This window comes from Allobosea sp. 01N443, assembly GCF_056399325.1.
In genome coordinates, this window is the sequence record NZ_JBFTRC010000084.1 from 20850 (window position 1) to 31786 (window position 10937).

11 protein-coding genes are annotated in these 10937 nt (G+C 65.9%); 4 read left to right on the forward strand and 7 right to left on the reverse strand.

What is annotated here, in order from left to right:
* Positions 1–15: 15 nt before the first annotated feature.
* The 3 genes from phbB to AC1DRP_RS20175 are packed head-to-tail and all read right to left on the reverse strand — an operon-like array spanning position 16 to position 2175.
* Positions 16–738, reverse strand: coding sequence for an acetoacetyl-CoA reductase (gene phbB / locus AC1DRP_RS20165; protein WP_441487967.1), 723 nt, complete (start codon positions 736–738; stop codon positions 16–18).
* Between the two features lie 33 nt (positions 739–771).
* A complete protein-coding gene (locus AC1DRP_RS20170) occupies positions 772–987 on the reverse strand; it encodes a DUF1737 domain-containing protein (protein ID WP_441487966.1) in 216 nt (71 codons plus the stop codon).
* Positions 988–996: 9 nt separating this feature from the next.
* Positions 997–2175 carry an acetyl-CoA C-acetyltransferase gene (locus AC1DRP_RS20175; RefSeq protein WP_441487965.1) on the reverse strand — a complete coding sequence of 393 codons (1179 nt, stop codon included), beginning with the start codon at positions 2173–2175 and terminating at the stop codon, positions 997–999.
* A gap of 299 nt (positions 2176–2474) precedes the next feature.
* Here AC1DRP_RS20175 and phaR point away from each other — a divergent pair, with 299 nt between their 5' ends.
* Entirely contained in the window at positions 2475–3071 is a 597-nt protein-coding gene (phaR, locus tag AC1DRP_RS20180; protein ID WP_441504379.1) for a polyhydroxyalkanoate synthesis repressor PhaR, read from the forward strand.
* 95 nt (positions 3072–3166) lie between these two features.
* Here phaR and AC1DRP_RS20185 read toward each other — a convergent pair whose 3' ends face one another.
* Positions 3167–4858 (reverse strand): EAL domain-containing protein, encoded by a 1692-nt coding sequence (locus tag AC1DRP_RS20185; RefSeq protein WP_441487963.1) that lies wholly within the window; start codon positions 4856–4858, stop codon positions 3167–3169.
* Positions 4859–5035: 177 nt separating this feature from the next.
* Between AC1DRP_RS20185 and AC1DRP_RS20190 the strand changes: the two genes are divergently transcribed.
* Complete coding sequence (locus AC1DRP_RS20190; RefSeq protein WP_162768306.1) at positions 5036–5236, forward strand: hypothetical protein; 201 nt, start codon at positions 5036–5038, stop codon at positions 5234–5236.
* 196 nt (positions 5237–5432) lie between these two features.
* On the opposite strand, the gene rpmF is transcribed toward AC1DRP_RS20190, so the two are convergent.
* Together rpmF and mtgA are read right to left on the reverse strand one after the other, a co-directional pair.
* Positions 5433–5618: a 50S ribosomal protein L32 gene (rpmF, locus tag AC1DRP_RS20195; protein ID WP_043233137.1), complete on the reverse strand. Its 186-nt coding sequence runs from the start codon at positions 5616–5618 to the stop codon at positions 5433–5435.
* Between the two features lie 119 nt (positions 5619–5737).
* Positions 5738–6457, reverse strand: a complete 720-nt coding sequence (gene mtgA / locus AC1DRP_RS20200) for a monofunctional biosynthetic peptidoglycan transglycosylase (RefSeq protein WP_441487961.1) — start codon at positions 6455–6457, stop codon at positions 5738–5740.
* An 80-nt stretch (positions 6458–6537) separates the two neighbouring features.
* On the opposite strand from mtgA, the gene AC1DRP_RS20205 reads away from it, so the two are divergent.
* Positions 6538–7473, forward strand: a complete 936-nt coding sequence (locus AC1DRP_RS20205) for a polyprenyl synthetase family protein (RefSeq protein WP_441504378.1) — start codon at positions 6538–6540, stop codon at positions 7471–7473.
* A gap of 329 nt (positions 7474–7802) precedes the next feature.
* On the forward strand, positions 7803–8915 hold the full coding sequence (locus AC1DRP_RS20210; RefSeq protein WP_441488337.1) for a branched-chain amino acid ABC transporter substrate-binding protein: 1113 nt from the start codon (positions 7803–7805) through the stop codon (positions 8913–8915).
* Between the two features lie 722 nt (positions 8916–9637).
* Here AC1DRP_RS20210 and AC1DRP_RS20215 read toward each other — a convergent pair.
* Positions 9638–10937, reverse strand: a 1300-nt coding sequence (locus AC1DRP_RS20215) for an adenylate/guanylate cyclase domain-containing protein (RefSeq protein ID WP_476769368.1), incomplete at its 5' end; no start/stop codon positions are given.

Genomic DNA, 10937 nt, shown 5'->3' on the forward strand with positions numbered 1-10937 from the left:
ACAGCCCGAACACGCTCACGCCATATACTGCCCGCCATTGACCGCGAACGTCGCGCCGGTGGTGAAGGCACCGTGATCGGAAGCGAGGAAAGCGACCATCTGGGCGATCTCCTCGGGCTTGCCGAGCCGGCCGACGGGAATACCGGCAACAACGCGCTTCAGCGCCTCCTCCGGCATGGCAGCGACCATGTCGGTGCCGATATAGCCGGGCGTGATCGCATTGACGGTGATGCCCTTGTTGGCGTTCTCCTGGGCAAGCGCCTTGACGAAGCCGATATCGCCCGCCTTGGCCGCGGAGTAGTTCACCTGGCCCATCTGGCCCTTCTGGCCGTTGATCGACGAGATCACGATGATGCGGCCAAAGCTGCGCCCGCGCATGCCCTCGATCACCGGCCGCGTCATATTGAAGAGCGAATCGAGATTGGTGCGGATGACGGCGGACCACTGGTCCTTGGTCATCTTGTGGAAGAAACCGTCGCGGGTGATGCCGGCATTGTTGACCAGAATGTCGACCGGCCCGTTCTCCGCCTCGACGCTTGCGATGCCGGCAGTGCAGGCATCGTAATCGCCGACATCCCACTTATAGACCGGGATGCCGGTTTCCGCCTTGAACTTGGCCGCCGCCTCGTCATTGCCGGCATAGTTGGCCGCCACCTTGTAGCCTGCCGCCTGCAGGGTCCGGCTGATCGCTCCGCCGATACCCCGCGTCCCCCCCGTGACCAACGCGACCTTCGTCATCTGGTTGTCCCCTCTTCGTTTTGGTCTTTTGAGCTATTGTTCCGCGAGCTTCAGGTCGGGCGAATAGGGCCCGTCCACGTCCTTGATGATGGCCTGGCCGCAGATGACGCGCTGTTCCTTGGCGTCATAAGTCAGGGTCGGGGGGCCATAGAGCTCCCAGCCTCTGCTCAAGGCCTCCGAGACCCGATGACAGAAGGCTGCGTCATCGGGCCCCGTGAGATAGCGATAGAGCGTCGTCTGCTTCGCCATGGTGAAGGCTCAGCGTTCCACCGCCATGGCGACACCCATCCCGCCGCCGATACAGAGCGTGGCGAGCCCCTTCTTGGCGTCGCGCTTGGCCATTTCATGCAGGAGCGTGACCAGGACGCGCGCGCCGGAGGCGCCGATCGGATGGCCGATCGCGATCGCGCCGCCATTGACGTTGACGATATCGGGGTTCCAGCCGAGGTCCTTGTTGACCGCGAGCGCCTGCGCCGCGAAGGCCTCATTGGCCTCGACGAGGTCGAGATCGCCGATCTTCCAGCCGGCTTTCTCCAGTGCCTTGCGCGTCGCCGGGATCGGGCCCGTGCCCATGATGGCCGGGTCGACGCCGGCAGTGGCCCAGGAGGCGATGCGGGCGAGCGGGGTAAGACCGCGCCTGGCTGCTTCCTTGGCGGTCATCAGGACGAGAGCGGCAGCGCCGTCATTGAGGCCAGACGCGTTGCCGGCAGTCACCGTGCCGTCCTTCGAGAAGGCTGGCTTCAGCTTGGCCATGGCCTCCAGCGTCGCCCCGTGACGGGGATATTCGTCCTGATCGACGACGATATCGCCCTTGCGGGTCGAGACGGTGAAGGGAGCGATCTCGTCCTTGAGCCGGCCGGCTTTCTGCGCAGCCTCGGCCTTGTTCTGCGAGCCGACGGCGAACCTGTCCTGTTCCTCGCGGCTGATCTGCCATTTGGTCGCGACGTTCTCGGCAGTGGTGCCCATATGGTAGCCGTGGAAGGCGTCCCAGAGCCCGTCCTTGATCATCGTGTCGATGAATTTGGTGTCGCCCATCTTGGTGCCGTTACGCAGATGCGCGGCATGCTGCGACATCGACATCGATTCCTGGCCGCCGGCAACGATGATGTCGGCGTCGCCATTGACGATCTGCTGCAGGCCGATGGCGACCGCGCGCAGGCCCGAGCCGCAGAGCTGGTTGAGGCCCCAGGAGGTCGCTTCCTGCGGGATGCCGGCCTTCATCGCAGCCTGTCGGGCCGGATTCTGGCCCTGACCGGCGGTCAGGATCTGGCCCATGATGACTTCATTGACCTCACCGCCCTCGACCTTGGCGCGGGCGAGCGCCTCCTTGATCGCGGCAGCGCCGAGATCGTGTGCCGTCGTGTTGGCGAAAGCGCCGTTGAAGGCGCCGACCGCCGTGCGCGCTGCGCCGACGATTACGATGTCAGTATCGGCCATGGAGAGTTCCTCGCTGTTGTCGTGATGGCTCGCCAGGGACAGGCCACCAGGTTCGGCTCTCACCTTCGAAGGCTGCCGCGGCCGCGTCAAGCCGGCCAAGAGAGGGAGAGCGCGGATCGGGTGCCGGTGACCGTGCTGCATCGCAGCACTGGCTCGCCCCTCCCGCCGTTCCGCTTGGTAAGATTGATTGAAAAACGTTCAAAAAACTTGCAGCATGCGGCTGACAGGTTATCGTTGCCGGGAGGATCGTTCCGCTGGACCTGAAATGTCAGGCCCGGATCAACGCGATGCAGGGTATGATGGCCAGCGAAAAAGAACCGACAGTCATCAAGAAATACGCCAATCGCAGGTTGTATCACACGGGCACGAGCTCCTACGTCACCCTCGAGGATCTGGCGGGCCTGGTCCGCGGCGGAGAGGATTTCGTGGTCTACGACGCCAAGTCCGGCGAGGACATCACGCGCTCCGTGCTGGCCCAGATCATCTTCGACGAAGAAAGCAAGGACGGGCAGAATCTGCTGCCGATCACCTTCCTGCGCCAGTTGATCCGCTTCTACGGCGACAGCATGCAGGCATTGGTGCCGCGCTATCTCGAGTTCTCCATGGAGAATCTCACGAAGGACCAGAACCAGTTCCGCGACATGATGGGCAAGGCCTTTACCGGCGGCGCCTTCGGCGGCACCGGGCTGGACGCGATCCAGGCCCAGACCCGCGCCAATATGGCGATGTTCACGGAAGCCTTCCGGCTGTTCAACCCCTTTGCTGCCGCAGCAGCCTCCGGCCAGCCGAAGGGCGATGCAGCGCCAGCCGCCGGCAAGGGCGACGAACTCGGCGACCTGAAGCGGGAACTCTCCGAGATGCGCGACCGGCTGGACAAGCTCGCCAAGACGAAGTGAGCGGGCAATGCCCCAGGCCCGGGCTTGCCCCGGGCCCGTCCTGATCAAGAGTGTCTCGGGCCGATCGCTTGCCCGAGACCGCTCCCTGCCTCGGCTCAGCCCACCGCCCGATGCAGCTCTGAGGGCACCGCAGGCTGCCAGAGTTCGGCCTTGCCGACGAGATGCCCCTGCAGATAGGTCACGCCCCAATCGGTGAGCATGGTCGCCTGCAACTCGTCATCGACCCATTCGGCGACAGTGTCGACCATGAGATGGCGGGCGAGGTCGATCAGCGTGCGGACATAGAAGCGGTCATCGGTCGAACGTCGCAGGTTCTGCGTGAAGGCGCCGTCCAGCTTCAGGATGTCGATCGGGAAGGCGCGCAGATGCCGCAGCGAGGTGTGGCCGGCGCCGAAATCGTCGATCGCGATGCGTGCGCCCTGATCCTTGATCTTGCCGAGCAGGCGGGCCAGGCGGCGCGGATCCTCGATCGTCGCAGTCTCCGTGATCTCGACGATCAGCCGCCCGGCGAGGCCGCGGGATGAGCGGGTGCAGGCCAGGAAGGCGTCGAGCCATTCCGGATCGCCGAGCGAGCGCGGCGAGACGTTGATCGAGAGCGTCATGTTCGGATCGGCCGCGAGCATTTCGACGGCGAGCTCAAGCACGCGGTGATCGAAGAGCCGGACGAGCCCGCGCCGCTCGAGCAGCGGAATCAGCTCTGCCGCCGAGAAGAACAGCCCTTCCGATCCATGGCCGACCCGCAGCAGCGCTTCGTGGAAGGCAACCTCGCGCGTTCTGGCCTCCACGACGGATTGCAGCGCCAGCCGGACGCGGCGTTCGTTCAGTGCCGCGAGGGCCTGGATATCGAATCCGCTGTGGTCCGGCGCCGGCTCACGCAACTCGCGCTGACGTGCGATGACGACGGTATCGACCGCGCCCGCCTTGGCGCCGGCAAGGGCGTTCTCAGCGGCCGAGACCAGCGTACCGGCATGGCGCGAGAGATCCGGCGCGACGGCCGCCCCGACGCGCAGACGCACCAGCGCAATGCCGCGCCCGGTCTCGATCGCGGACTGTGCGACGGCCTTGATGAAGCGCCGCGCCGCCGGCTCGATCTGGTTCTGCGGACAGCCTGCGAGCAGGATGGCGAAGCGATTGCTGGAATAGCGCAGCAGATGGTCGCGTCGGCGCATCACCGAGCGCAGCCTTTCCTGGACCACGCCGATGATCTCATCGGTGGCCTCATGGCCGAAATCATCGTTGAGACGCGCGAGTTCGTCGATCGCCGCGATCAGCACGACTACCGGTCGCTCCGCCGCGAGATGCTCCTGCAGCGATGTTTCGAGGCGCTCGACCAGCGCTCCGCGGTCACAGACGTCGCGACTCTGCGCGGTAAGCTCGTCGGGCCGCACAGAGCGCTCGATGCGCAGCACGCCGCGCGCCATGGCAGGCTGACCGTCGATGCCGACGAACCAGCGGCCGGCATCCTCGATCCACATCTTGCGGCCGCCGAGATCGGCTGCGTAGCGGGTGCGGTAGATCGCACCTTCGCCATGGTCCTGTCCGCCGGTCGAGAAGATCGCGTCGTAGCGACTGCGGCCGCTACCCGGCTCCACCAGCCCGGCGAAAGCGAGACCGCGGCTCATCGCAGCTACCGGAATCGGTCCCAGAACCTCGGCGGCGTTCGGACCCCAGTTCAGCGAATCGCTGGCGATGTCCCAGCTGTAGACCACCTCGCCGATCGAGGAGAGCAGGCTGCGCGGGTCGACGATCGTTTCGTCACGGGTACTCAGGATCGATGGCGCAGGCATCGGTGCAGGGCCTTAGAGGCGCAGGCCGCGGGACACCTTTGGCGTCGTGCCGTCCTGGCCGAACGAGATCGGGAGATGTTTCGAAACGATGCAGGTTTCTGGCTTAACGCCCGGTTAAGGCCGGCCCCTGGATTGCAACTTTACCTCCAGCGCAACCCTAGCGTTCCGGAGTGGCACATGCGGGATCAGCAATACGGGGCGAGAAGCCACCAGGCGCTTCCCGATGCATCGACGATGCTGCTGCTGCAGATCGCGGCCAGTCACGCCGAAATCGGTCCGTTCGCGCGCCGGGCGCGCGAGACGCCGCAGGTCGCGGCGCGGCGCTACGAGGCCCAGGCACAGCGCGCCGGAAGGAAGCGGCAGCGCCTGGTCGCGTGAGGCCAGGCCCTCTGCCGAGGAGCCGCATGACAGCGGTGTCCCGATGGATCATCCGGAAGCCGCACCGGAGACATCCATCGAGACGCGATCACAGATCGCTCCTCGGCAGAGGGCCTGGCAGGCGCCGGCGGAAACTGGCCAAAGAAAAAGCCGGCCTCGCGGCCGGCTCCTAGACTCGCAAGCCTACAACCGGGGCTCAGGCCTCGGTCTTGGCCTTCAGCACCTGGCGACCGCGATACATGCCGCTCTTCAGATCGACATGGTGCGGACGGCGCAGTTCGCCGGAGTTCTTGTCTTCGATATAGGTGGGCTGCTTCAGCGCGTCGGCGGAGCGGCGCATGCCGCGCTTCGACGGCGAAGTCTTTCTCTTCGGAACGGCCATTGTACTCTCCATCGTGCCGCCGTCCGGAAGCGCAGGCCGCAGAGCCACGCCACCGCCACGACGACGGATCAATCTCGTGAGGCGATGGCCATACACGCTCGCAGAGGGGATGACTAGGCCTAATCGACATCTTTCATGCCGGAAGGCACGGCGCAATCCCCAAGCGATCCGAGCTGCGCCATACGGCGCTGGATTCGCCCGCTCGCCGATTGCAGGCCGCGGCTCGGCTTGGCGGGATTGCGCAGGATCGGATTCGGCAGCGCACCGGCGAGCCGTGCAGCCTCGCCAGTGTTCAGGCGGGCGGCAGGCTTGCGGAAATGGCGTTGGGCGGCGGCTTCCGCGCCGAAAACGCCATCGCCCCACTCGGCGACGTTGAGATAGACCTCGATGATCCGCTGTTTCGGCCAGGCGAAGTCGATCACGAGCGCGAGCGGAATCTCGAGCGCCTTGCGCAGATAGGAGCGCCCCGGCCAGAGAAAGACGTTCTTAGCCGTCTGCATGGTCAGCGTCGAAGCGCCGCGGCTCGGGCCATCCTCATCATCGAGCACGGCGTTGAGCTCGATCCAGTCGACGCCAGAATGGCTGCAGAAGCGCTGGTCCTCGGCGGCGATGACGGCGCGGATCAGCGAAGGCGAAATCTGCGTGAGCGGCACCCATTGCCGTTCCACCGGCTGAAAGCTCAGCCAGCGCGCGAGCATCAGCGTCGAGGGAGCGGGCATGAACCGAAAGATCAGCAGCCCGAGCGCCAGGACAACGGCGAGCCCGATGAGGATGCGAAAACACCACCCCAATGCGCGGCCGACAATTCCTCGCCGCCGCGTTTGCTCGTGACCCGCCATGACCGCCATGCCCCCGCAACTTGACGATCCCGCCCCCATCCGGCAAGCCCCCGCCACCGTTGCGAACGCGAGATCAGCGCATGAGTTCCGCCGCAGATGACGCCCTTCCGGCCCGTCTTTCACAGACGGCCGATGCGATCGAGGCCCTCCTCGACGGTCTGCTCCAGGCTGTTCCGGGAGCGGGCGAGATCGCGCGCCCCGAACGGCTGCTCGCGGCCATGCGCCATGGCGCGCTCGGCGGTGGCAAGCGCCTGCGGCCCTTCCTGACGGTCGAGACGGCACTGCTCTTCGGGGCCAGCGAAGCGCAGGCCTTGCGAGCCGGCGCAGCCGTCGAGCTGCTGCATTGCTATTCGCTCGTCCATGACGACCTGCCTTCGATGGATGATGACGATCTGCGCCGCGGACGACCGACGGTCCACAGGGCCTTCGACGAGGCAACCGCGATCCTGGCCGGGGATGCGCTGCAGACGCTCGCCTTCGAGGTCCTTGCCGACCCAGCCACCCACGAGTCGGGTGCGGTCCGCGCGGCGCTGGTGCTTTGCCTCGCCCGGGCGTCCGGGCTCGGCGGCATGGTCGGCGGCCAGATGTTCGATCTCGCGGCGGAGGGACGCTTCGACCCGGGCTCGAACGCGTTGGCCGAGAACGAAATTCGTCGACTGCAGGCGATGAAGACGGGGGCGCTGCTGGCGGCCAGCGTCGAGATCGGTGCGCGCCTCGGCGGCGCCGATGAGGCCGCCCTTGCCGCGCTTGGGCAATACGGCCGGGCAGTCGGCGCCACCTTCCAGGTGGCCGACGACGTCCTCGACGTCGAGGCGAGCCAGGAGCAGATGGGCAAGGCCACGGCCAAGGACCAGGACAAGGGCAAGGCGACCCTGATCAGCGCGCTCGGTCTCGCCGGCGCCAAGCGCGAGCGCGACCGGCTCTGCGAGGAGGCCGTCGCGGCCGTGTCGGGTTTTGGCGAGGAGGCCGCGATGCTGCGGGCTGCGGCATGGTTCGCAGCGACGCGGCAGAACTAGGGCCCGAGCTCCGCAGCGATGACATCCACGCAGTTTTGCGTGGGGCGGCAGCATGCAGCTCCGCATTAGGCATGGACTCTGCGCCGCAGGACATGCCCACGGACGGAGGGCAGCCGCTCGCCCGGCCGACMCGGCAATTTTGACACCCACCCCACCTGGCGGGCGCAGTGCCGCGGGCAGGCCTGCTGCCCTATAAAACCCGCGAGCGATCTCTATGCACGTTTCGCCCCTGCCCGGCCTCCCCGCGCAGTGGCAGGGTATTCGACCGCTTCACCACGAAGGCTCGCATCCAGGACAGGAACTGCGAGCCAGTTGAGGAGAGGATTGTGATGAGCAAGTTCAAGTTCTTCGTCAGTGCGGCGTTTGCTGCCACGCTGCTCGCCTCGGCGCCGGCCGCACGGGCCGATATCGTCATCGGCCTCATCGCACCACTGACGGGTCCGGTCGCTGCCTATGGCGACCAGGTGCGAAACGGCGCAGAGGCGGCGATCGACGCCATCAACAAGAAGGGCGGCGTGCTCGGCGAGAAGCTGGTGCTCAAGCTTGCCGATGATGCCGGTGATCCCAAGCAGGGCGTTTCGGCCGCCAATCTGCTGGTCGGGGACAAGGTGCGCTTCGTTGTCGGGCCGGTGACGTCGGGCGTCGCGATTCCCGCGTCCGATGTCTTTGCCGAGAACGGCGTGCTGATGGTCACGCCGACAGCTACGGCGCCGTCACTCACCACCCGAGGGCTGACCAATGTTCTGCGGACATGCGGCCGCGATGATCAGCAGGCCGAGGTCGCCGCCAACTATGTCCTGAAGAATCTCAGGGACAAGCGGATTGCGGTCATCCACGACAAGGGCACCTACGGCAAAGGCCTCGCGGATGCCTTCAAGAAGGGGATCAACGCCGGCGGCCTGAACGAGGCGCTCTACCTGTCGCTGACACCGGCCGAAAAGGATCTCTCGGCCATCACCACGCGTCTCAAGGCCGCCAATATCGACCTGATCTATTTCGGCGGCTACCATCCGGAAGGTGGTCTCCTCGCCCGGCAGCTTCGCGACGCCGGGCTCAAGGCCACCATCATCGGCGGCGAGGGGCTTTCCAACACGGAGTTCTGGGCGATCGCCAATGAGACGGCGGCAGGCGCACTCTTCACCAACGCGACAGATGCGCTGAAGAACCCCGACTCCGCGGAAGCGGTCAAAGTTCTCAAGGACAAGGGTATCCCGCCGGAAGCCTTCACGCTCAATGCCTATGCCGCGGTCGAAGTGCTGAAGGCCGGCATCGAGAAAGCCGGCAAGGCCACCAATGCCGCCGCAGTCGCGACAGCGCTGAAGTCCGGAGGGCCCATCACCACCGCCATCGGCAAGCTGGCCTACGACAAGAATGGCGATCTCAGCTCGCCGGCGTTCTCGATGTTCAAATGGGAGGGCGGCAAGATCGTCGCCGTGGAATAACGAGCAGGTTCGGGCGCGAAGACGGCAAACCCGTGCCTTCTTCGCGCCACCGCCTGACTTCCTCGTTGATCCCGATGCCCCTGCCAGCTCGACGCTCTGCGCCAGGCTCTTCCAGGGCCGGGGCCGCGCGCCGAACATTGCCTGCCTCAACCCATGATTGAAGGGGAGTGGGGAGTGGAGCTGGACAATCACAACAACCTCGGACTTCGTCGGCAGCAATGCGGGAGCATCCGCCTTGCGCTCGGTTCCGTCCTCCGGCAACAATGCCTCATGATCAGGACGCCATTTGCGACGCTACTCTGCGTCACCGCACTCACAGCATGCAGCCCGACGCCAGTGCGTCAGGTTATCGTGCCGGACAGCACGCCCGAGAAGCGCATCATAAGGTCGGGCAGCGACTTCGTCCTGCCTGACGGCACGCGCGTGACACCCGACCAAAGCGGCGGTTTCCAGCTGCCCAACGGCGATTATGTCCGGCGGGATCCACGCGGCGCATTGATACTGCCCACGGGCGCGCGCTGCGTCCCGGACCCAACCGGATATGTTTGTCCCTGATCAACGGCCATCGTCGCCGGCGCGCTATCAGGAGCCAATCTGCTCCACGAGCGGCGCCGCCGGCACCTAAGGCATCGGCCCGAAAGGTGGATTGCGGTTTTCGGGAAAGCCGATGCCATCCCGGATGGTTAGATCATCGGATCGGATACGATATCTGGTCCGATGATCTAATGTCCGATGCCGAAGACAACGGCGAAGACGGGAACGGGTTGGTCGAACCCTTTCAGACTCCGCGGATCCAGCTCAGCCAGCGGCACGCTGGAACCAACCGCGCGGGCCGCGACGCGATCGATTAGGATCTCGGAATCCCGGGCGCTCGCGCATAAGCGCGATGCCAGGTTCGTGACGTTGCCGATCGCAGCGTAATCGAGGCGGCCTTCCGAGCCGATCCGCCCGACCGTGGCCGGCCCCATGGCCAGCCCCACGCCAAAGCCAAGCTGGTGGCCCCGGCTGCGCCATCCGACCAGAAGTTTCTGCACGCTCATTTGCATGTCGCTCGCCATGGTGACGGCGCGCAGGGCCGGGTCAGGGCAGGAAACCGGCGCGTTGACCAGGACCATCGCTCCGTCCCCGGAAAAGCCCATCAGCGTCGCCCCATGCGCGCTGACCACCGCTTCGATGGCGCCGTAGTACTCGCCGAGCACGCCCATCACGGTTTCGGGCTCAGCCTGCGCCGAGAAGGCGGTGAAGCCGCGCAAATCGCAGAAGACCACGACGACCTCGACCCGTCGTCCGTCGAGCACGCCGTCATCCCCCGTACGGTCGACGAGTTCGGCCACTTGCGGCGCGAGAAAGCGCCGGAGCCGGCTGATGCGTTCGGAGCGTTCCTGGGACACGGCCAATTCACCGGCCATCTCATTGAACCGGGTGGCTAGCCGCTCGAACTCGTCGCCCGTGCCCAGGCTGATCCGGTGGTCGAACTGCCCTGCGCCGATCTGCGCGACGCCCTCCTCCAGGAGCCGTATCGGCCCGACCATGCGCTGCGTCAGCCAATAGGCAAGCACCGCCGCAAGGGCCGTTCCCGCAATGAGCAGCACCCCGGTGCGCCAAAGTGCGGCGTTGATCCGGCGGAATGCCTCAGTCACGGGCTGCTTTACGATGACGCTCCAATCGACGCCGGGGATCGGCGCCATGGCGGCCAGCACCGTGTTTCGCGCGATATCCAGCCCGGTGATCGCTTGGCCGGGGCGCGCCAGCATGGCGGCCCGCAAGGCCTGAAGCGGTTGCGTTGCGGCTTCGTCGGCACGCAGCACCAGGCTGATATCGGGATGAGCGACAAGGCGCCCCGGCTGGTCGAGCACGAACGCCTCGCCGGTTCGCCCCACCCTTATCGCCGAGATCACATCCCAGATGAACTTGAGATTGACCTCCGCGACCGCCACTCCGACCGCCGAGCGATTGCCGGCGACCGAGACCGTCATGAATGGTTCCGAGCCGCCATAGAACGTCACCGGCCCAAACCAGACC

Bases quoted from the DNA above. Each gene is read 5' to 3' on its own strand.
- phbB (WP_441487967.1), bottom strand. From the start codon at position 738: ATGACGAAGGTCGCGTTGGTCACGGGGGGGACGCGGGGTATCGGCGGA.
- AC1DRP_RS20170 (WP_441487966.1), bottom strand. From the start codon at position 987: ATGGCGAAGCAGACGACGCTCTATCGCTATCTCACGGGGCCCGATGAC.
- AC1DRP_RS20175 (WP_441487965.1), bottom strand. From the start codon at position 2,175: ATGGCCGATACTGACATCGTAATCGTCGGCGCAGCGCGCACGGCGGTC.
- phaR (WP_441504379.1), top strand. From the start codon at position 2,475: ATGGCCAGCGAAAAAGAACCGACAGTCATCAAGAAATACGCCAATCGC.
- AC1DRP_RS20185 (WP_441487963.1), bottom strand. From the start codon at position 4,858: ATGCCTGCGCCATCGATCCTGAGTACCCGTGACGAAACGATCGTCGAC.
- AC1DRP_RS20190 (WP_162768306.1), top strand. From the start codon at position 5,036: ATGCGGGATCAGCAATACGGGGCGAGAAGCCACCAGGCGCTTCCCGAT.
- rpmF (WP_043233137.1), bottom strand. From the start codon at position 5,618: ATGGCCGTTCCGAAGAGAAAGACTTCGCCGTCGAAGCGCGGCATGCGC.
- mtgA (WP_441487961.1), bottom strand. From the start codon at position 6,457: ATGGCGGGTCACGAGCAAACGCGGCGGCGAGGAATTGTCGGCCGCGCA.
- AC1DRP_RS20205 (WP_441504378.1), top strand. From the start codon at position 6,538: ATGAGTTCCGCCGCAGATGACGCCCTTCCGGCCCGTCTTTCACAGACG.
- AC1DRP_RS20210 (WP_441488337.1), top strand. From the start codon at position 7,803: ATGAGCAAGTTCAAGTTCTTCGTCAGTGCGGCGTTTGCTGCCACGCTG.